This is a genomic window from Peribacillus sp. Aquil_B1 (assembly GCF_022603275.1).
Lineage (GTDB): Bacteria > Bacillota > Bacilli > Bacillales > DSM-1321 > Peribacillus.
Map to the genome: position 1 here is coordinate 751,551 of NZ_JAKXEE010000002.1, position 22,004 is coordinate 773,554.

Here is a 22,004-nt window from a genome sequence, read left to right on the forward strand (position 1 = left end):
TGAAAAAAAACACCTCCATGAAGAAGATGTCAGGCCAAAAGTTTCTTGCAGTTGCACTCAGTTCCTTTGAAATTAAAATTTCGCGAATTCCGTATTCACAGCCTCTTTTTTCGTTTTAGAACGGATCCAGGAAATGATGAGCGCTGCAATGATGACAAAACCTAAGTATCCTGTGACTGGATATACCGTCCCAACCAATTTTATAAAGCCAACGAAACTTGCAAGGAAGGCGAGTATCCCGACCATAATCACGGATATTTTAAAGCGTTTCGTTTCGGCAGGCACGAGCCTTGCGGTGAATGCATACAGCATCCCGACAGCGGTATTATAAATCATTCCTAAAAGGATGATTGATAGGATATATCCCAACCATGGAGAAATCTGATTCGCTAAATGAAGGGTGGGCATTCCTGAGCCTTCTATGCCCTTCAAATCGGACATCATCCCCAAATTGATCAAGAATAGCAGGATCCCCAAACCGATACCTCCTAGAATTCCTCCCATACCAGCCTCTTTCTTATTCTTGAAGGTCCCTCCCATTACGGCTAGCATGGCAATTCCGGCAGTCATATTATATGAAACATAAAGTAATGAACCCATCACCCAATTCCCGGCTGCAGCAGTTCCTTTACTTGAAGATGAAATGATTTGATTGAAACTTAGATCGGATGTGAAAAATGAATAACCTGAAATAATGATCATGATAACGAATAAAAATGGTGTGATGGCACTAATGATGGACATTATTTTATTAACATTAAGTAAAAGCGTACCAATCGTGAGCACCGTCATGACGATTGCACCGACTATACTTGGAATCCCGAATTGTTCCTCAAAAATCGTTCCGGAACCGGCGATCATGATGACTGTAACGCCAAATAAGAAAAATGTGATGATAATATCGACCACCCTGCCTATATAGCGGCCACAAATATGATCGATGATGCTTTTATGGGAACGAGTTTGGAGAGTGCTCCCCAACTGGGTAACTTGCATGCCTAAAAACGCGAATAATGCTGTAGCCACCACAATTCCCAATACACTGTAGATACCAAAACTCGTGAAGAACTGTAATACTTCTTGTCCTGAAGCGAAACCTGCTCCAATGATGATCCCGATATATGCTCCTGCAAGATTTATACTGTTTTTCATATCAAATACCACCCTAATTATATGATTATTCTGATAATTTAAGTTAAAAGAAATATCTTCCCTTTCACCATGATCCTGTTCTTTAATTGCCTCCCAGCTTCAAGTTAACGTACTGATATCCATGAAACTGGGAGGTTGTTTTATACCAACTCTAATTTATTTGTATATCTTTTACTATAGGAAGTGAATTCATCGACCGCAGCATAATCGACTTCATAGCCAATGCCTGCCGCCTTTGGAACGGTTATGACCCCATCTTCCACTGTAACCTCCGGTTGGATGATGTCTTTATGCCAATAATTCGCCGATGCTGCCGTATCACCAGGCATCGTGAAGTTTTCAAGTGTTGTCAAAGCGATATTATGGGCACGCCCCACACCAGACTCCAACATGCCTCCGCACCAAACCGGTACATTCCTTTCTTTACATAATTCATGTATCTTCATTGCTTCCGTTAAACCGCCAACCCTGCCGATCTTAATATTAATGATTTTACAGCTTCCCAATTCAAGGGCTTTTCTTGCATCTTCGACGGAATGTATACTTTCATCCAAGCAAATCGGTGTTTTGATTTCCGCTTGTAATGTGGCATGATCGACAATATCATCCGATGACAAGGGCTGCTCGATCATCATTAAATCAAATTGATCAAGTTGTTTCAGTAATTCGATGTCTTTCAGACGGTAGGCCGAGTTTGCATCCGCCATGATCGGAACATCGGGATATCGATTGCGTACTTCCCTGATTACATCTACATCCCAACCTGGTTGTATTTTCATTTTGATTCTTTTATACCCATCCTTCAATCCAGCTTCTATCTTCGCGAGTAATTCAGGTACCGTTTTTTGGATGCCGATACTGATTCCAACATCGATTTTTTCCAGTTTTCCGCCTAAAGCCATACTTAATGGAATATTCATTTCTTTCGCATATAAATCCCAGATGGCTCCCTCGATTGCCGATTTTGCCATATTATTTTTACGAATATGCGAGAACATATCCGATACATCACGGGGATGCTCTATTTCTTTATCCAATACAAGCGGAATCAGGAAATCCTCCAGCATGGTCCAATTGGTTTTTATGGTTTCTTCGTTATACCAAGGGGCTGAAAACGCCACGGATTCAGCCCAGCCCGAAAGCCCTTCTCCATTTTTCACTTCCACAAGAATGAACTCCTTATCCACAAACGTTCCAAAGCTTGTTGTAAAGGGAGCTACCAAATCCATATTTACATGACGTAAACGCACTTCTGTTATTTTCATCCCGATTCCCCTCTTATTCTTGTATTTTTAATATATAGTTTTGAATGTTTTCACCTTGTTCCCGTTCGATCCCGGCTGCAACATATCCTTTGGCAAAAAACGCTTTGAATAATTCACCGGTTTTTAACCGCCAATCAATCGCAAGGCGAAGATCAGCCTTTTTGATTTGTTGAATATCCGTCGGAATGGGTATGGCAATTACCTTGGCATTGGTTTCGAAATGATAATCCTTGATGTAAGGAAAGCCTTGGTCATTCATTGCTGTCGTTACGATGTGCATGGCTTTATCAGGAAGCGGAATCCCTTCCTTAGCTTCCTGCCGTATATTCCATTCCACCATGAATCGATCAGTGGACAGTCCTTCATTGAGGGTATCCTTCATATTTCCATAACAATCTTCCATATATGTAGAGCAAATAGCTTTTAGCTTACCGATATTCAAGTTTGCATTCACACTTTCCAATGGATCATACGTCCATGTGATCAAGTCGTAGCCTTTTTTGAGTGCTTCTTCTTTTTGTGCTAGTTTAAGTAATCTGCCGTAGCCCTTCTTTTGATGGTCCGGATGGATGGCTAACATATGTGAACAAAGATATGCCCTTCCGTCCTTGAATCCCGGGAAACTGTATTGAAACCCGACTAAATGGCCATTGATATAGCCGCCTAAAACAAGCCCGCCGTTTTTGACTGCCGTAATCGTCTGATGGATAGGAACGCAATCCATGCCCCATACGAGGGCTTCCAGTCGCTGCACTTCTTGTAAATCCTCAAGTGTGGATAGGGATTTAATGATTAATTTATCAGTCATGTAAGTGGCCCCCGTCTCCATATTTCTTGAAAGTCAGTATGATGGCTTTGGCCAGGATTTCAATCCCCGATAACAAAGCATCTTTGTTGAACGTCATATTCGGATGATGGAGCCCTGGAGCCAAATCACAGCCCAATCCAAGCATCGTCGCTTTGAGTTCAGGTCTTTTCAACGTATAAAAATGAAAATCCTCTCCTCCGGTTGTTATGACAGGCGCTGCCAGATTTTCTTCCCCGAGTGTATCAGCTATCGCTTCAGACATTATTTCCTGGGCTTGATCGTTCACGGTTGCTGCAGCAACACAGGTTCCCGGTTCGAGTTTCACTTCGACTCCATGGACAATGGCCAAAGATTCTGCAACCTTTTCCACCTTTTTGGTGAGCTCCTCCATCACTGCATTATCCTGTGCCCGTAAATCCAGTGAAAAAGTGGCTCTCCCCGGGATGATATTGGAACTTTCGCCGCCAGCAAAAAACTGCGTCATTTTTACGGAATAAGGGATGGACGGATTGAGATGGATACCATTTAACAAGGTGATGAATGCCGCTCCTATCTCGATGGCATTCTGTCCTTGATGCGGTCTGGCTCCATGCGCATCTGTTCCCGCTATCTCACCTTTAATGAACTGAGCAGCTCCATGCATAATGGCTGGCGATGCTTGCCCATCCTTCACCTCCTCAACCGGTCTTAAGTGCACTCCATAAAGGAAATCGACATCATCCAATACTTTTTTTTCAATCATCTTCAAGGCGCCCGTACCTTTTTCTTCAGCAGGTTGAAAAATGAACTTCAGTTTCCCTCTAGGACGAAAGTCCATTTCCCTCAATACCAGGAATACTCCAAGTGCCAAGGTCATATGACCATCATGCCCACAGGAATGATTGGCTTGAAACGTCCCATGCACCTCCTGCCAAAGTGCATCGATATCCGATCGTAACCCGACCGTGAAATTCCCATCCCCGATTTCCCCAATCACTCCTGTACAGTCCTCGAATGTTTTCACCGTACACTGATTCTCCTCTAAAATTTTTGAAATGAAAGCTGTTGTATTCACTTCATTCCAACTCGTTTCAGGATTTGCGTGTAAATGGTCAAAGATATCGAGTATCCGCGGCCTTAATTTTTCGATAGATTGTGTGATATCCATTTCTGTCTCCCCCTTGTTTCCCGGTTTAATCGGCTTGTTCACCATAAACTGGCTGAAGTTTTTCCTCAAAAGAAATAATCGTCTTGATTGAACGCATCATATATAGCCTTTCTTTCTTTGAAACCCTGTTCGTCCTTAATCGATACACCAGCTACTAAACTATTCAATAATGAAAATAGCACCGGTGCCGTATCGATCGTGGAAGTCCTTGGTGTTGAAATGGGCAGTAAAATGTCAGTGTATTCAGCAATCGGAGCAAGTTCGGAATCCGTAACCCCAATTACAAATGCACCCGCCTTTTTGGCCATTTCCGTTATTTTCACAGTCTCTTTAACATAGCGGTGAAATGAAATGGCTACAAAAACGGAATTTTCAGTCATTTTATTCAACAGTAAAAATATATCATCAGTATCAGGCCGATATAAATGAACCTCTTCCCTAACAAGCCTAAGTGTAAAGGTTAACCAGTGTGCTGCCGAAAATGATAAACGGTGTCCTGATATCAAAACATTGTCAGCTGCCGCCAATTTATCGACTGTTTTGGAGAAATCCTCATTTGATAAATTTTTCATTGTCTTTTCGATGCTGATGATATCCTGCCCCATCACTTGAGCCATGAAGTTTGGCTGACTCGCCGCTTCAAGTTTTGAGGAATGATATTCATTCAAACTGCTGCTCTCGTATATCAACTGATTGCGAATAAGCTTTTGAAGCTCAGCATATCCACTTAACCCTAATGAATAGCAAAAGCGGATGATGGTCGTTTCACTCACCCCTATATCTTTTCCGAGCTCTTGAGCTGAAGTGACGGCAAATGTATGTGAATGCACTAACAAGTATTTTGCTACCTTTTTTTGACCAGTGGATAAATCAGGGAATACTTCTTTAACTTTTTGCTGTAAATCCATAAAACATCCCCTCTGAAGCAAGATATGAATCCAATACTTTTTATATGACAATATGAAGTTTTAGCTTCATCAATAATAGAGAGTATTTTATCACGTGACTTTCAATAAAACAATAATATTCTGAATTTTTAATAAAAAAGGGATGCTTCAAGCACAAAAAAATTACCAAAGATGGACTCCGTGGTTTCAGTTTGGCGCCAAAATGGGGTTCAGAGTCCCAATAGTGAAGTGAAGGTCGAAAAAAGTCGTGAACGGCCCGTATACTGTGCGGGGTAGGTCGAATACTATTACTCAACGGTCGAATACGGAGTGGTTTAAGTCGATAAATGGCGTTAACAGCCCAAGACAGCCGGCCGGAAAGGGAGCGGATTTCTTAAATCAACTGAACATTTTAAAATAAAAAACTGCAGGCAAACTGAGTTTTCATCGAGTTTGTCTACAGTCTGAAACCACGAAGATGTACTCCGTGGTTTTCCTTCATTTATTTTTTATGACGCTTTGCATAGCCACATCGTTTGCATAATTCTTCAACTGCACATCTTCTTGAAAAACCGTCATACATATTTTTCGCCCGTTCACCATTTAAAATGTCTTCAAGTGATGTTTCAAATATATTTCCCAGCGGTATTTTGCCTTCACTATCCAAGCAACAAGGTACGACTGTTCCATCCACCAAGATGCCTAATTGATCTCTTAGAGCATAGCAGAAAATATTTTCATCGATAATGTCACGGTCCAATTCCGGCCACTCGAATTTTTCGGCCATGTTTATATAAACCCGGTCCCTCAACTTTATATTATTCTTTTGCTGAAGAGCCTCACTTAAGCGAATATCCAATGAAAGCTTTTCCTCAAGCATGCTCAGAATATCGTCGTTCAGGCCATTGCTCGCTTTTAATTCAGCCGTATCCATGTTCCATAAACGAATGGCACAAATCACTTCACTTTTTTCATTTGCTTCATTTATGAAATCGGCAATATTACTGACATAAGAGTCCAGACTATTGCTCGTATCGTTTGCCTCAAAGCTATGAAGTGAAATATTCACCTGCCGAAGGGCTTTTTTGGAGAGCAGCTTGTCTTTGACCTTTTGAATCAAAGTACCGTTCGTTGTAATATTAACCTTCAGGTCATTTTCAGCACTGATATCCAGGAATGTACCCAAATTTTTATTTAAAAACGGTTCACCCATCAGATGAAAATAAATATGATCGGTGTGTGGTTTGATTTTCTTGATAACATCCGTAAACCCTTCAGGATCCATGAATTTCAGGGTCCTTTGCAAGCTGGAGCTAGGACAAAAATTACACTTCAAATTACATATATTCGTAATTTCCACATAAACTTTCTTAAACTTTCTCATTTTCTAATACCCCTACAATCAAGCTTATTGTTTCAATCTGATACTACTATACTTGTTAGCTGCTCATAAATGCAATGAAAACTTCATGGAAGCTGAACGGCTGGCATCATTTCCCACTGGCAGCTCATACGATATCCACCATTTTCCGGACAACCTTTAAACAAAATCAGAAAAAAACATCTTCTCGAGGTGAAGATGTTCTGTAATGAATCCTTTAAGTTTACCGTTTGTTCCGTTCTCACTTTCCTTTTTGTTCTGTGACCTTCAAACTAAGTAATTTTTCATTTTTCAAATCATGTTGTACAGTCACGATGACACTGAACTCCTGACCTTTATTCTCGACCAAAAATCTGAAATCGTCTTCGACTAGATTTTTCGCTACTGTTTTTCTGCCCTTATATTCGTAATCGGTAATTTCAACTTCAGGATAATCTGCCTGCACTACTGTAATCGCAATCTTTCCGTATTTTTCGTAATCGGGTTTTTGGGCTTGTGCTGAAATGGCCCCTGCTTGCATTATCAAAAAAATCCCCATTAGCATCACGATGACTTTTTTCAAAATCTTTTCCTCCTCATACTTTCCGGTTAGTATTATTATGTAAAATTGTTCAGTTGTTATGCAGCTGCTTCGCTTCTTTTACAAGCATGATTCCAACTAATCGATTCCTCTCCCACTCCTCAGGAAACACAGTTAATGGCGGATTGGTTTCATCCACTAAATAACTAAGTTCAATCGTCATTCCCGGGCGGCGGAATTCAGTTATGAACCAATCCGTATATCCGCTTCCTACCGCTTCTTTTTCCGGAAAGGTCAGTTCATATCCAGTTAATTCGGCAGTTTTTTTGGCAATGCCATAATCCCTCGCCATATTTTCCCGTTTATTATTGTAATGCCAAAAGATTTCCCTTCCTGATGTATGATAGGAAACGGCAATAAGGGGATCGATCTTTTTCGTGAAATCCGTAAGCGCTATTACTTCAGCTGCTTCAAGTGGTTGTCGTCCCTTATAAAATTGATACGTCGGTTTTGTTTCCTGACTCATGACTTCTTTCCATCCAGCCGGATACTGCCTATTTAAATCAATGCCCTTAGCGTTGGCTTTCCACCGGGACCAATTCCTGCTATATCGATTCATTTTCCATACCGCAGCCTTTTCAAAAACATTTAAGTTGGATAAATCTCCTTGCTGGATGCTGACGCCATCTGGATTCAGCATCGGGATGAACCAGATGCTTACCTCATCCAATGATTCCGTCTGATATTCTCCAACAAATTTGCCCTCTCGATAGGCGGCTGCATACTCTTCAAGCATGCGCATTAAAAGTTTGGAGCTGAGCCATTCCCGTCCATGATGTGATCCCACCAGCAAAATCGATCTTTTTCCTTTTCCTAACCTGACTGCCTTTATATTTTTCCCCTTTTCAGTTTGCCCGATTATTTGAACGTCCAATTCATACTCCTTTTGGATTCCTTGCAGATCCATTTCCATCTGTTCAGGGGAATACACTTCTGCCGCCAGCGATGGTTCAGGGAAAAAAAGAAGCACCAATATTCCAATTACCATTATTTTTCTCATGTACTCACCTTTTATTTTTATTCAGGTAAAAAGCAACAACCGCGGTCCAAATACATCACCACTTATTGTAAGGAAAGGTTCTGTCATATCTGAACAAAATACAAATAGCTCCTTAATAAGGGGGAGAAGAACATGAGGATTGCTGATTATGATCAGGCATTGTTTCACACGCACCGTTCTGATTGGGACAGCTTGTTAGTATTGATGGTTCGAACGAAAGATCACTTTCTTTCAAAAAAGATAGAACATTTTTTGCACGCTTACAGGTTTGAGCATGATTATCAAATCGTTCAATCCCAGCTGTATGCACTGCTTCGCTATCTGGATCATGCAGCTGAAAAAACAAGTGATTATTTAAGTGAACTTCCAAGCTAAATCAACTATAGTTTTTGCAAAACGGGAAAAATTATACAAGAGGATTGATTTTCGGGGATATAACTTTGGCTGGTGAAACCCAAAAAACAAGGAAGGGTCAGGTATGTAAATACCTGACCCTCATTTCATCATTTTTTCATTGTAACATATGCCGTTGCATACATTTTAAGCTCATCAATCATACCTTCTACAAGTACCGCAGATTCTTCAAATAAACCATCATTTTCGTAATCGAAGCAATGCGGATCCAGAACCAATTGTTTGGCGATCACATTTGCATAAAGGCTTCTACCCACTGTCCTCATGGAATTCAAGGCATTGATCCCACCTTTTCCTCCGCCGGAGACAGCCAATAGAGCTACTGGTTTATGCGTGAATTGTTCGCTGCTTAGAAAATCCAAGGCATTTTTCAAGGCTCCGCTCATGGAACCATGATATTCCGGAGTTGTCAGGATTACGCCATCGGCATCCTCGATGCTTTTCCGAAGACCTTGAATTACTTCCAGTTGATATTGCTCACCTTCACCTGAATATAAAGGGATTTCGCTATTGCTTAAATCAATAAGTTCCGCTCCGTATTTCTTGGATATGTAGCGTGAGGCAATCCCCGTACGCCCTTGTTTACGTGGTGAACCATTAATGATTACTAATTTCATGAATTAAACCTCCATTATTCCCGATGTTTTCCGAGATCAGTCGCCCATACAGTATACCAAAACCGAAACGGAATTTCCTAGAATTTTGATTTTTCATTCAACTAATACCATAAAAAAAAAAACGAAAGACCGAAGAAGTCTTTCGTTTAGCTTTCATAATACATTTAAACCAATGCTTCAATCTTGCTCATGAAATCTTCCATGACTCCTGATAACTTGGACTCAGCTTCTTGCATTGATTTACCTTGGACACCGAAATAGAATTTAATTTTCGGTTCAGTGCCTGAAGGACGCAGGCAAACCCATGTACCATCCTCAAGGAAATACTTCAATACATTTGATTTCGGAAGCTCGATCAATTCCTCGTCATTTGAAAGTAATGTGCGCTTCTTGCTGCTTTGGTAATCTTCTTCAACGACTACCGGAATGCCAGCTATTCGGGAAGGAGGATTTTGACGGAATTGATTCAATATACCAGAAATCTGTTTAGCTCCCTCAATGCCCTTTAAAGTCAATGAACGCAAACCTTCCAAGTAAAAGCCGTACTTTTCAAACACATTCAGCAACCCTTCATATAAGGTCAATCCTTGCTTTTTATAATGGGCACAGACCTCGACAGCAAGCACTGCAGCTTGAATGGCATCCTTATCACGCGCGAAGTCTTTTATCAGATAACCGTAGCTTTCTTCATATCCGAACAAAAAGCTGCTTTCCCCGCTTTCATGATACTGATTTATTTTCTCGGCGATGAACTTAAACCCGGTAAGTACATCAACCGTTTTCAAGCCATATGACTCGGCAATCGCACGCCCGATTTCTGAAGTGACGATCGTTTTTAAGACGGCTCCATTTTGAGGAATCTTCCCTTTTTCTTTTTTCTGGGACAGTAAATAATCCAGGAAAAGGGCACCTGTTTGGTTTCCAGTCAGGACAACATATTTGCCCATCTCGTCTCTCACGGCAATTCCAAGCCGGTCGGCATCTGGGTCCGTTGCTATCAATAGGTCCGCTTCCACCTTGTTACCCAGCTCGATGGCCATTTCAAATGCAGCTGGTTCCTCCGGATTTGGAGACTGAACTGTTGAAAAATTCGGATCTGGCAATTCCTGCTCCTTAACGATATGCAAATTTTGATACCCTAAGCTTTGCAGTGCCCGCCTGACGGATTTATTTGCCGTTCCATGAAGCGGCGTAAAGACGATTGACACATCTATTTCCTCGGCAAGCTGCGGGTTCTCGGGAACTGTAAGCAACGCGCGATTATATGCGGCATCCACTTCCTCCCCAACCATTTTGATGAGGCCCTGCCCTTTAAGGACTTCAGCCTCTTCAACCTGAATTTCAAGCTCGTTTTCAATGGCATTCACGTAGCTGATCACTTGATCCGCCGCTTCCGGAGGCAATTGTGCCCCATCTGACCCATAAACCTTGTAACCATTATATTCAGGCGGATTGTGGCTTGCCGTGATGACGATCCCAGCAAAAGCATTCAGCTCACGGACCGCAAATGACAATTCTGGAGTTGGACGCAATTCATCGAATAAATAAGCCTTCACCCCAAACGTTGCCAAGGTCTTAGCTGCTTCGAGTGCAAATTCCGGGGACTTGTGCCTTGAATCATAAGCGATCACAGCCCCTCTTCCTTTCGCTTCTTCCCCAAACGAAGAGATATATTGAGCCAACCCAACCGTTGCCTTCCTTACAGTATAAAGATTCATCCGGTTCGTTCCCGCTCCGATTTCCCCACGCATTCCGCCTGTTCCAAACTCTAAATTTTTATAAAAGGCATCTTCGAGTTGTGCTTCATCCTGCTGCATTTCATCTAGGAGGACACGTAATTCCCCATTTAAATTCTGGTACCCTGCCCAAGTGGTGTATAAAGATATCCAGTCCATCTCCAACATCTCCTCCCAAACGCCTCATATTTGTAATTATTATGTATCTGCCTTACATATACAAAATTATCACATTTATTCCAATAAATGAAGTAAAGGCTCGTAATGAAAAGAACCGAATCCAGCATTCTTCACATCACGAGCTCGTATACCTCTTTATTTTTGGCCATCTTTATAATGCAGATGGTAAATATCATGGCGTCGATCTTTCAATTGCTTTACAGTACCAGACTGACGCTCCCGCCTTAAGATTTCCAAATCGACATCGCCAATCAGGACCATCTCAAGGTTCGGGCTGGTTTCCCCGACTATGCCGTCACGCGCAAATTCGAAATCCGATGGAGAAAAGATTCCCGATTGGGCATATTGAATATCCATATTTTCCGTTTGCGGAAGATTTCCGACCGTTCCGGAAATGACGGTGTAAATTTGGTTTTCCACGGCCCGGGCCTGGGCACAATAACGAACTCGCAGATAGCCTTGCCTGTCTTCTGTACAAAATGGAGTGAATATGATTTTGGCTCCCATGTCGGTAGCAATCCGGGCGAGTTCCGGAAACTCAATATCATAACAAATTTGTATGGCGATTTTTCCACAATCCGTATCAAAGACACGAACGCGGTCACCTGCGTTAATACCCCACCATTTTCTTTCATTCGGCGTGATATGGATTTTATATTGCTTTTCAATCGTCCCATCGCGACGGAATAAATAGGCAATATTATAGATATTGTCATCATCTTCTTTAACGAAATGGGAACCCCCGATGATATTGACGTTATACCTTACAGCTAACGTGGTAAACAATTCAATGTATTGCTCCGTGAAATCCGACAGTTTCCGGACAGCCAAGCTTGGTGATCTTTCATTCAAGAAAGACATCAGCTGGGTGGTGAACAATTCCGGGAACACGGCGAAATCAGCATTAGCATCCGAAGCAACATCGGTGAAATACTCGACTTGGTTAGCGAAGTCTTCGAATGAATCGATTTTACGCAGCATGTATTGCACGACGCAGATACGTACCGGTTCTGATGTTTTATAATAACGTTTTGTTTTCGGCTGATAATCGACGTTATTCCACTCCATGAGCGTAGCATACTTATTCGATTGCAGATCATCCGGCAAATAATTCGGATTGATCCTCATAAGCGTGAACCCATTTAAAAGCTGGAACGAAAGAACCGGATCATATATTTTATGCAATTGCACTTCTTTCACATATTCCCTTGGTAACAGCTCATCCGCATGTTTATGGTAATTGGGGATCCTTCCCCCGATAATGATGCTTTTTAAATTCAAATGCGCAACAAGTTCTTTCCTTGAATCATATAGTCTTTGGCCAATTTTCATCCTGCGGAATTCAGGATGGACCATGACCTCGATTCCATATAAATTATAACCGTCCGGATTATGGTTCGTGATGTACCCACCATCTGTTACGTCGTCCCATGTATGGCGATCATCATATTCGTCAAAATTGATAATGAGACTGGAACATGAGCCAATCACTTTTCCATCATATTCAGCCACGAACTGTCCTTCCGGAAAAATCGCCAGATGGCTCTCAAGCTGATCTCGCTTCCAGGGAACCATTCCAGGAAAGCAACTCGACTGCAAAGCAATTATTTCATCTATGTCTCCTAGCCTCATATTACGTATTTCCATTATTTTTTCATATTTATGCAGGTCCAAATTAGGCATTTTCCTCAGACTCCTTTAATCTCTTCCATAAGAATTATACCCCTTATTCAAAAATTAAAACAACTGAACCTACCCATGGATTTCAAATAAAAACATTCTGATAGTCCGTTAAAAGAACATATATTTTACATACGCAGTCCTTACATACTATACTTTTCATGAGAGTAAAAAGAGATGGGGAAGACGAACCATGAACAATACAAAACGCAGTGTGGAAAACTTATTATTTGTAGCCTGGGCTGCTTCCATCATTGCTATGTTTGGAAGCTTATATTTTTCTGAAATCAAGCAATATGAACCTTGTGCCCTCTGTTGGTATCAGCGGATCATCATGTATCCCTTTACGGTCATTTTAGGAATTGCCATCATTCGAAAAGATTATTGGATCAGCTTTTATACGATGATATTATCCGCTATCGGTGCATTCATTTCCACGTACCATTACTTGATACAAAAGGTTTCATTCTTTTCTGACCACACCCTTGCATGCGGAAGGGTTCCATGTACAGGTCAATATATAAACGTATTTGGTTTCATCACCATCCCGTTCCTAGCCTTGACTGCATTCATCATTATTTTCATATGCAGTTACATCATATGGACAAGATCCAAGGAGGTTGCAGCTTAATGAAGAAAATGGCTATATTTTTAGTGATAATCGTCGCGATATTTGTCCTGCTGGGCGTTTTTACAAACTTGAAAAAAGAAGAAAAATCAAAAGGAAATCCATACGGCAAGGATAAGCTTAAACCGGCTACTGTCGATCAGCTGGATGACCCCAATTATCAAAACTTGATCCTTCCGGAAGAATTGGAGCAGGACCTCCAGGATAATGAAGATGTGACCGTTTACTTCTATAGTCCTGAGTGCCCGCATTGTCAAAAAACCACTCCAATCGTGGCTCCTTTGGCAGAAAAGCTGGGAATCGATCTAGTTCAATACAATCTTTTGGAGTTTGAACAAGGATGGAGCGATTATGGCATCAAAAAGACCCCGACCATCGTTCACTATAATAATGGCAAAGAACAAGAACGGATCGTTGGCTATAATGATGAGGAAACGTTCGAGAAATGGTTCAAGGACCACGATATTAATTAAAGATGGAAAAAATGAGCCGGCCCTAACGGAAATGCTTCTCCCGTTATAGCCGGCTCATTTTTTTTGCCTTATACTAAATATTGATTCGCCACCTGGATGTCCATCATCTGCATCTCATTATTCGCTTCATGGTTTATACTTGAAAAATGGTCATAATAAAAGGGGAAGAATATTCCGCATTCATTCAATAGAGTGATGTTATGTTGGAACAATTCTTCAGATTCAGGTTCCATAAAATCTTCTCTCTTTTGTTTGTCTAATATCGACATAAGGACTTGAAGACATGCCATTACTTGAAATGCGTCTCTTAATGTTGCCAAGTAAGTAACTGAACTTTGATTGGGCTCTAAAACGCCAATCTCGCGAAAATGAAGAATTTCACTTTCCGTAAAGTATTTTGGAAATACAGATTCGTAGAAACGAGTAACGAGACTCGCTATTTCTTGCTCTTGTTCTTCCGTTGAAGAAAAGACCGTCTTCACTAAAAAAACCACCTTTTTTCAGATCCGTTAGACCTATCTATTATATGTATATTCTAGGACAAGCGATTTCTTTCCCACTAGAATAACATAAATATTGTAAAAAATATGTGGTAATTTCCACCACGGAAATTTCAGCAATAGGTCCAAGGTTACTTTTTCATGACTAATTCTTAATTATTATATATTTTTTTCATTTAATCAAAAACCAAAGCAGTCGAAAGTAGGAGTTTTTATTGGAAAATTTCAGAATAACTAACCAACATTTAATAATTGATGTTCTCCAAGGTTGGAATGGATTAACAATTGAAAAGCTTTTTAGGGAGCTTTGGAAGGCCCCAAAGAAATTAGTGCATGAATGGAGGATGAGTAAAGAAGTGACAGTGAACGGGAATTCCCTCCCATGGTCAACTATCCTTAATGAAGGAGATACGATCAGCATCCCCTTATTGGATCACGCTGAAAATGAAACGGTACAAGCGGCAGACTTAGGAATCTCCATCTTATATGAAGATGATGTGTTGTTGATAGCCAATAAACCGGCTGGAATGGATACCCATCCTTCTCAGCCGGATGAAGCACACTCCCTCCTCAATGGTGTCGCGCACCATCTTCAAAAAACCGGCCAGACCTGTATGATCAAGCATATTCATAGGCTTGATAAAGATACCACCGGTGCCGTCCTTTTTGCCAAAAACCGTCTTATTGGGACCATGCTGGATAGAATGTTGGAAGAAAGGGAAATCAAGCGGACTTACCTAGCCTTAGTCGAAGGAAACATTAAAAGAGATGAAGGCGAAATCAAAGAAAAAATTGGCCGCGACCGCCACCATGCCACGAGAAGAAGGGTTTCCCCTACAGGCCAGACGGCAGTCACCCACTATCGGGTGCTCAACCGCGATCTCAAGAAAAACTTGACGCTCGTCAGCTGCACCCTGGAAAGCGGCCGAACCCATCAGATCAGGGTGCATTTCAGTCATTTGAACCACCCATTGGCCGGAGATGCCTTATATGGCGGAAAAAGGACATTTCCACGTCAAGCCCTTCATGCAAGGAAAATTGAATTCACCCACCCCATTTCAGAAGAAAAAATGATCGTTGAAGCTCCTTTCATTGACGAACCTGAAATATTCAATGTCACCATTTAAACACTAAGAACACCGTTCCATACCGGACGGTGTTCTTATTTCTTCATTAATATTATCCGAATTGTCGCTCATATTTTTTTCAGCGGGACGGATTATCTACAGGTAGGAAGCAATCCGTTCATTTTGGCATAAAAAAATAGCTGGCCACGTGGGCCAGCTTTATTTTTTGTATTTATGAAGCTTTTCTCATGCCTTTTAAGATAAGGCTTAAGATGAAGACAAATACGATTGCACCAATCAATGCTGGAATTATAGCGAAATCTGCTACTGAAGGTCCCCAGTTCCCAAGAATTAATGAACCTAACCATGCACCAACAAATCCAGCGATAATGTTACCGATAATTCCAAATGGTACGTCACGTCCAACGATCATACCTGCTAACCAACCAATGATACCTCCGATAATTAATGACCATAAAAATCCCATAATATATTTCCTCCTTCAAATTAGTTATTTTTTCATTTCTGCAGCAGACTCCAAGAAATCAAATCACTTCCATATTGTCATGCCATTTTTCAGTTATTTTAACTTTTACATTCAAATGGTATGATGCCGATTAGCACGATATCTAATGAATGTGAATGCTTTAGTTATTGGGTAAAGTTAGCTAGCTATAGCCCTTGAGTAACTGATAGGACAATTCTCATGTTAGTGATTTTTTTCTTTTTGTTTGCCGCTGTACTCATTATTTTCCCCGTTTAAATAATCTAAAACCTAATTTTTTTTAAAAATATTTGGCAACGAAAACAGGATTATAAGACATATTAAACGGGTATACCATAGGCTTAACTTTGTCACATTGTTAGTATAAGCAGTAACTGTCTCAATTATGTTCATAAAGGAAAAAGAAAAAGGATGCCCCCATTATCGGGACACCCTTCTATTATTTGCAGCATTCTCAGAACAAAAGTTCATCGGGATTGCTGCCAAACCGCTCATTTTTGTTCAAGGCATCTATTTGATTCATTTCATTCAGGCTTAATGAAAAGTCAAATACCTGTGCATTTTCTTCGATACGGGACGGCGTAATCGACTTAGGTATTACAACTAGATCATGTTGCAGATGCCATCTAATCAACACTTGCGCTGAACTTTTCCCATGCTTCTTCGCTATATGGTTAATTGTCGGTTCTTCCAATAGGTTCCCTCTTCCTAGCGGGCTCCAAGATTCTACCTTTATTTCATGTTTTGCACAGTATTCACGTATTTCGACTTGGGTCAAAAGTGGATGCAATTCAATTTGATTGACGACCGGCTTCACTTCACTGTTTGCAAGTAAATTTTCCAAATGATGAACATGGAAATTACTTACACCGATTGATTTCACCTTACCATCCTTATAAAGCTTTTCCAAAGCCCTCCAGGTTTCCAGATATTTATCTTTTCCAGGCCAGTGGATCAAGTATAAATCCAAGTATTCCAAGCCAAGGCGATTTAAACTATCATCAAATGCCTGGAGCGTCGTTTCGTATCCTTGCTCTGTATTCCACACTTTAGATGTAATGAACAATTCCTCACGAGGCACGCCGCATTCACGAATCGCCTGACCAACACCTTCTTCATTTTCATAAATGGCCGCCGTATCGATCGCACGATATCCAACTTCGATCGCTTTCTTGACCGACTCAACCGTTTCATTGCCGTTTTTCACTTTAAATACACCAAAACCCAACTGTGGCATTTTAACTCCATTATGTAAGGTGATCGTTTCCCCAATATTTGAAATCATTCCATCATTCCCCCTTACTTTTATTTACCAATTATACATCCCTCCACCTTCTATTTCTAACCATAAGCCTCGGGATTTATAGAGCCTCTTAAGCGAAAAGACCCCCTTAAATACCATTTGCATATATCAAAGGGAGCATTTTATCTTTTTAATCATTCACAAAGTTAAATATTTTGTAAAAAAATGACGAAACATCTATCCTTATAGATATGAAATTCGTTACAATTGAATAGTTCGACTTAAAACCAATTAAAAAAGTAGGTGTCAGCTTTTATAGAATAATCAAACGTAAAACTCCCATCCTAAATATTGAGGAGTTGCAAACTGTTTTGCGCCCATTCATTGGCCGAAATCCATATACACTTTACACTTGAAATCAAGGGAGTCCTCCATGTATGAATAGCATACTCATTTTAACAGTCCTAATTATTATTTTTGCTTTGGTCTTTGACTTTATCAATGGTTTCCATGATACGGCTAACGCCATCGCTACAGCAGTATCAACCAAGGCGCTTAAACCACGTCATGCAATCATCATGGCTGCGGTCATGAATTTATTAGGGGCACTGACCTTTACCGGTGTTGCGCATACCATTACGAAGGATATCGTTGATCCTTTCACATTGAACAATGGTACTTATGTGATCCTTGCCGCACTAATTTCGGCCATAATATGGAATTTAATCACTTGGTACTTTGGCATTCCAAGCAGTTCCTCCCATGCGATCATTGGTTCAATAGCGGGAGCTGCCATCGTGGCTAGTGGATTCGATGCGATTAAATGGAGTGGATTCACTAAAATTGTACAAGCCTTGATTCTATCTCCCATCCTGGCCTTTACGCTTGGATTCATTGTATACAGTATTTTCAAGGTAGTATTCAAAAATAATAATTTAGGAAAAACGAATAAGCGATTCCGGAGAATACAAATTCTCACGGCGGCCATCCAGTCTTATACACATGGAACGAATGATGCTCAAAAATCCATGGGTATCATCACGATGGCTTTGATCGCTAACGGATATGCCTCCACCTCTGAGGTTCCTTTCTGGGTACAATTATCCTGTGCAATTGCCATGGCGCTTGGTACATCTATCGGAGGTTGGAAGATCATCAAAACAGTTGGCGGGAAAATCATGAAAATCCGGCCAGTGAATGGCGTTGCTGCCGATATGACTGGTGCAGGGATCATTTTCGGTGCAACCTTCCTGCATATGCCTGTCAGCACGACTCATGTCATTTCTTCTTCAATACTTGGAGTCGGTTCTGCACACCGCATCAAAGGGGTAAAATGGGGAACCGCAAAAAACATGTTGGTCACTTGGTTCATTACATTGCCAATTTCCGCTTCTCTAGCTGGAATCATTTACTATATACTTGCATTATTTTTATAGAACCTTTTGCCTTTCCATATCGGAAAGGCTTTTTTTTTACAAATACCCCTTATAAATGCAGGGTTTTTCCCTTTTTTTAATTTTCCTTGTTTTTTTATGTAAAGTTTTATTAAGATTTTGTAAATTTTCGTCGAAAAACCTTCCCGGATACTACATGAATTCGTTACAATCAATTTGTTAATACTAAGCGTACGACTAAAGTGCGTAAATCTGCATGACTAATTGGGAGGCTTTAACATGGCTTTTAAATCAAAAAAAGACAAATTCGCGGTAATGCTTTTTAACATCGCTCAAAACCTTAAAGAAGGTGCTGACTATTTCGCGGATTATAAACTCAAGAACATCTCCGATCTCAAAGTATTTTCAGATACGATGAAAGACTATGAGCATAAAGGCGATTCAATGGTTCATAATGTGATCAAAGAGCTGAACAATGCTTTCATCACTCCTATTGAACGGGAGGATATCCTTGAATTAACCATGAGAATGGATGATGTCATAGACGGTTTGGAACACTGTGCAGCATTATTCGAAATGTACTCAATTGTCAATGCAGATGAGTATATGCTTAAGTTTGTGGATGCAATCAAACAGTGTACGTATGAGATTGAAAATGCTGTCGATACACTATCCACTAAAAAATTGCCAATGATTCGTGAAAATGCAATCAAAATTAAAGATCTTGAATCCGTTTGTGACGGGATTCAACGTCAATCAATCAAAAACTTGTTTACAGTTGAAAAAGATCCAATCAGGATCATTCAATATAAAGAAATTTACGAAAGCCTTGAAGAGATTGCCGATCACTGTCAAGCGGTGGCCAATACACTTGAAACAATCATAATGAAAAACGCCTAAGGAGTACCCCAATAAATGGATACTTTATTAATTATAACAATATTAATCGTTTTCTTTGCTTTAGCATTTGACTTCATCAATGGTTTTCATGATACAGCCAATGCAATAGCGACTGCTGTTTCAACAAAGGCCTTGAAGCCTAGGCATGCCATCATCATGGCAGCCGTCATGAATTTCGTCGGAGCCATGACATTTACTGGAGTGGCAAAGACCATAACGAAGGATATCGTGGATCCGTTTACGCTTCCGAATGGTTCATATGTAATTATGGCTGCTCTGCTTGCCGCCATCATATGGAACCTTCTAACATGGTATTACGGAATACCAAGCAGTTCCTCCCATGCATTGATTGGTTCGATTGCTGGTGCAGCGATTGCTGCAGCAGGATTCGCTGGAATTAACTGGGGAGGATTCTTGAAAATTCTTCAAGCTTTGATCTTCTCCCCGCTAATTGCTTTTGCAATCGGGTTTATCGTATACAGCATCTTTAAAGTTGTCTTTAAAAACAATAACCTGACAAAAACAAACCAAAAATTCCGGACTATACAGATTGCTACGGCAGCACTTCAATCGTATACCCACGGAACGAACGACGCTCAAAAAGCAATGGGTATCATCACGATGGCCCTTATTGCAAATGGTTATGCATCAAGTACCGATATCGCCTTCTGGGTTCAGTTCTCCTGTGCGCTCGCAATGGGACTTGGAACTTCGGTCGGCGGATGGAAGATCATTAAGACCGTTGGCGGCAAAATCATGAAAATCCGGCCGGTTAATGGTGTTGCAGCAGATTTAACCGGAGCCTTTATCATTTTCGGTGCGACTGTAATACACATGCCAGTCAGTACAACCCATGTTATTTCGTCTTCAATCCTTGGGGTTGGATCAGCTCATCGTGTCAAGGGCGTAAAATGGGGAACGGCAAAAAGAATGATCATCACTTGGTTCATTACCATTCCCATCTCGGCAACATTAGCAGGTTTGCTTTATCTTTTAATTAACTTCCTATTCTAAAATAAAATCCCTTCCGGTTTCCATCGGTAGGGATTTTCTGTTTTGACAAAGGATTTATCTATGCTTATTAACAGGAAATCGTTTAAAATTTAAGGAGAAGGAATTTTTTTAGCGAGGGGCAAAATATAATGAAGGATTTCGAAAAAAATAGAGATATTTTTAAAGACCTTTATGGAGATATGATGGAGTTTGCCGATAGAATCAGTTCTGTTTTAGGTTGCCCCATTACAATCGAGGACGGTAACCATCGCTTACTTGCATATAGCACACACGATGATACTACGGATCAGGCTCGTATCATGACCATAATCGGAAGACGTGTCCCTGAGAAGGTCATCAACAGTTTATGGAAAGATGGCTTCATCCCTGCGTTATTGAAAGAAGATGCCCCCATTAAAATCGGGGCCATCAATGATGTCGGGCTCGGTAACAGGGTTGCGGTTTCCATCCGGAAAAATAATGAAGTACTTGGTTTCATTTGGGCTTTGGAAGTAAATGAACCTTTCTCCGAAGAAGATATGAAATTTCTGCAATTCGCTGCCAAAGAAGCGAAGAACCAGTTACAGCAATTACAATTAAAAAAGAAAAGGAAAGAAGCCGGTCATCAAGAGTTCCTTTGGCGCATGTTGACCGGGCATTACCAAGAAGAATCGGAAATAATTGAAAATTATAAGAAGTTCTCCATCCATGTTCCAGTTGTTTTTTCCATATTGGTATTTGAATTTCCTAAAGAAATCAATCGTGAAGTGGAGCGCTACATTTCATATATGTTAACGACCACTCAAAAGATAAACAGTTCCTTATTTGCCATTGACCATAACAAACTCATTCTTTTCGCGGGAGCCGACCAGGAAAACAGCCCTTCTTTCACTTCATCGATATATGAGTTCATTCCTTTTTTCATTTTGGAAATGAAACGGCGTTTCGGAGTTGAACATATCCTTGGAACGGCTGGCAATATGTATAAAAACTTAATGGATGTTAAATTAAGTTACGAAGAAGCTCAATACACCCTAAAAATGAAAAATATATTCCCTGATGACATGAAGCTCATTTTACATTACGAAGAACTTGGAATGTTTCAAATGATTGAATCACTCGCACGCAACAAACAGCGTCGTGTTCATCCTTCCATCCTTAAGCTAAAAGCATACGACATGAAAAATCAGACGGAATTGCTGCAAACACTAACTGTCTATCTAGAGAAAGATTGCAACCCAAATGAAGCTTCAAGAAACCTTCATATCCATGTGAATACATTGAATTACCGATTAAAAAGAATCTCGGAAGTGGGAAATATCCGGTTAAAAGACCCGATTCAAAAAATGTCCCTCTTTCTTAACATTAAACTTAATCAATATGATGAATTCTTCAAGAAAAGTTAATGATATATTCCCTGATATGGAATACTAGAAGTGTGGAAAGGTTGATCT

General features: G+C 40.5%; 22 protein-coding genes. 8 read left to right on the forward strand and 14 right to left on the reverse strand.

The annotated features are described in order from the left end of the window. Positions 1-72: 72 nt before the first annotated feature. From MPH60_RS17420 to MPH60_RS17455, 8 genes are all read right to left on the reverse strand, one after another. Positions 73-1,152: a YkvI family membrane protein gene (locus tag MPH60_RS17420; RefSeq protein ID WP_241593588.1), complete on the reverse strand. Its 1,080-nt coding sequence runs from the start codon at positions 1,150-1,152 to the stop codon at positions 73-75. 140 nt (positions 1,153-1,292) lie between these two features. Next, a complete protein-coding gene (gene menC / locus MPH60_RS17425) occupies positions 1,293-2,417 on the reverse strand; it encodes an o-succinylbenzoate synthase (RefSeq protein WP_241593586.1) in 1,125 nt (374 codons plus the stop codon). A 13-nt stretch (positions 2,418-2,430) separates the two neighbouring features. After that, positions 2,431-3,225, reverse strand: a complete 795-nt coding sequence (locus tag MPH60_RS17430; protein ID WP_241593584.1) for a GNAT family N-acetyltransferase — start codon at positions 3,223-3,225, stop codon at positions 2,431-2,433. Then, positions 3,218-4,366 carry a M20 peptidase aminoacylase family protein gene (locus tag MPH60_RS17435; RefSeq protein WP_241593665.1) on the reverse strand — a complete coding sequence of 383 codons (1,149 nt, stop codon included), beginning with the start codon at positions 4,364-4,366 and terminating at the stop codon, positions 3,218-3,220. Before MPH60_RS17435 ends, MPH60_RS17430 begins: the two co-directional genes overlap by 8 nt. Positions 4,367-4,437: 71 nt before the next feature. Beyond that, positions 4,438-5,280 (reverse strand): MurR/RpiR family transcriptional regulator, encoded by an 843-nt coding sequence (locus MPH60_RS17440; RefSeq protein ID WP_241593582.1) that lies wholly within the window; start codon positions 5,278-5,280, stop codon positions 4,438-4,440. 481 nt (positions 5,281-5,761) lie between these two features. Further along, positions 5,762-6,643 carry a radical SAM/SPASM domain-containing protein gene (locus MPH60_RS17445; protein WP_241593573.1) on the reverse strand — a complete coding sequence of 294 codons (882 nt, stop codon included), beginning with the start codon at positions 6,641-6,643 and terminating at the stop codon, positions 5,762-5,764. Positions 6,644-6,881: 238 nt separating this feature from the next. Then, entirely contained in the window at positions 6,882-7,202 is a 321-nt protein-coding gene (locus MPH60_RS17450; protein ID WP_241593571.1) for a DUF3889 domain-containing protein, read from the reverse strand. A gap of 49 nt (positions 7,203-7,251) precedes the next feature. After that, a complete protein-coding gene (locus MPH60_RS17455; protein WP_241593569.1) occupies positions 7,252-8,220 on the reverse strand; it encodes a M14 family zinc carboxypeptidase in 969 nt (322 codons plus the stop codon). 132 nt (positions 8,221-8,352) lie between these two features. On the opposite strand from MPH60_RS17455, the gene MPH60_RS17460 reads away from it, so the two are divergent. Then, on the forward strand, positions 8,353-8,595 hold the full coding sequence (locus MPH60_RS17460; RefSeq protein WP_048689737.1) for a YhdB family protein: 243 nt from the start codon (positions 8,353-8,355) through the stop codon (positions 8,593-8,595). A 128-nt stretch (positions 8,596-8,723) separates the two neighbouring features. On the opposite strand, the gene MPH60_RS17465 is transcribed toward MPH60_RS17460, so the two are convergent. The 3 genes from MPH60_RS17465 to MPH60_RS17475 form a co-directional block, all read right to left on the reverse strand. Continuing rightward, complete coding sequence (locus MPH60_RS17465) at positions 8,724-9,251, reverse strand: NADPH-dependent FMN reductase (RefSeq protein WP_241593566.1); 528 nt, start codon at positions 9,249-9,251, stop codon at positions 8,724-8,726. Between the two features lie 164 nt (positions 9,252-9,415). Then, the gene (locus tag MPH60_RS17470; protein ID WP_241593565.1) at positions 9,416-11,146 is read right to left on the reverse strand and encodes a phospho-sugar mutase; all 1,731 of its coding nucleotides are present in this window, start codon (positions 11,144-11,146) and stop codon (positions 9,416-9,418) included. 156 nt (positions 11,147-11,302) lie between these two features. After that, positions 11,303-12,850, reverse strand: coding sequence for a carbon-nitrogen hydrolase family protein (locus tag MPH60_RS17475; RefSeq protein ID WP_241615853.1), 1,548 nt, complete (start codon positions 12,848-12,850; stop codon positions 11,303-11,305). 190 nt (positions 12,851-13,040) lie between these two features. Between MPH60_RS17475 and MPH60_RS17480 the strand changes: the two genes are divergently transcribed. Both MPH60_RS17480 and MPH60_RS17485 read left to right on the forward strand, forming a co-directional pair. Next, positions 13,041-13,478: a disulfide oxidoreductase gene (locus tag MPH60_RS17480; protein WP_241591547.1), complete on the forward strand. Its 438-nt coding sequence runs from the start codon at positions 13,041-13,043 to the stop codon at positions 13,476-13,478. Further along, entirely contained in the window at positions 13,478-13,948 is a 471-nt protein-coding gene (locus MPH60_RS17485) for a thioredoxin family protein (protein ID WP_241591545.1), read from the forward strand. Before MPH60_RS17480 ends, MPH60_RS17485 begins: the two co-directional genes overlap by 1 nt. 68 nt (positions 13,949-14,016) lie before the next feature. Here MPH60_RS17485 and MPH60_RS17490 read toward each other — a convergent pair whose 3' ends face one another. Continuing rightward, positions 14,017-14,430: a DUF5365 family protein gene (locus MPH60_RS17490; RefSeq protein ID WP_241591542.1), complete on the reverse strand. Its 414-nt coding sequence runs from the start codon at positions 14,428-14,430 to the stop codon at positions 14,017-14,019. 233 nt (positions 14,431-14,663) lie between these two features. Here MPH60_RS17490 and MPH60_RS17495 point away from each other — a divergent pair, with 233 nt between their 5' ends. Further along, positions 14,664-15,575, forward strand: coding sequence for an RluA family pseudouridine synthase (locus tag MPH60_RS17495; protein ID WP_241591540.1), 912 nt, complete (start codon positions 14,664-14,666; stop codon positions 15,573-15,575). 172 nt (positions 15,576-15,747) lie between these two features. Here MPH60_RS17495 and MPH60_RS17500 read toward each other — a convergent pair whose 3' ends face one another. Together MPH60_RS17500 and MPH60_RS17505 are read right to left on the reverse strand one after the other, a co-directional pair. Continuing rightward, positions 15,748-16,002, reverse strand: a complete 255-nt coding sequence (locus MPH60_RS17500) for a GlsB/YeaQ/YmgE family stress response membrane protein (RefSeq protein WP_170946860.1) — start codon at positions 16,000-16,002, stop codon at positions 15,748-15,750. Between the two features lie 472 nt (positions 16,003-16,474). After that, positions 16,475-17,305, reverse strand: a complete 831-nt coding sequence (locus tag MPH60_RS17505; protein WP_241591538.1) for an aldo/keto reductase — start codon at positions 17,303-17,305, stop codon at positions 16,475-16,477. A gap of 395 nt (positions 17,306-17,700) precedes the next feature. On the opposite strand from MPH60_RS17505, the gene MPH60_RS17510 reads away from it, so the two are divergent. From MPH60_RS17510 to MPH60_RS17525, 4 genes are all read left to right on the forward strand, one after another. Next, a complete protein-coding gene (locus tag MPH60_RS17510; protein ID WP_241591537.1) occupies positions 17,701-18,699 on the forward strand; it encodes an inorganic phosphate transporter in 999 nt (332 codons plus the stop codon). A 237-nt stretch (positions 18,700-18,936) separates the two neighbouring features. After that, positions 18,937-19,557 (forward strand): DUF47 domain-containing protein, encoded by a 621-nt coding sequence (locus tag MPH60_RS17515; protein ID WP_063235631.1) that lies wholly within the window; start codon positions 18,937-18,939, stop codon positions 19,555-19,557. A gap of 15 nt (positions 19,558-19,572) precedes the next feature. After that, positions 19,573-20,571 (forward strand): inorganic phosphate transporter, encoded by a 999-nt coding sequence (locus tag MPH60_RS17520; protein ID WP_241591535.1) that lies wholly within the window; start codon positions 19,573-19,575, stop codon positions 20,569-20,571. Between the two features lie 128 nt (positions 20,572-20,699). Further along, positions 20,700-21,956 carry a PucR family transcriptional regulator gene (locus MPH60_RS17525; protein ID WP_241591533.1) on the forward strand — a complete coding sequence of 419 codons (1,257 nt, stop codon included), beginning with the start codon at positions 20,700-20,702 and terminating at the stop codon, positions 21,954-21,956. Positions 21,957-22,004: the final 48 nt, after the last annotated feature.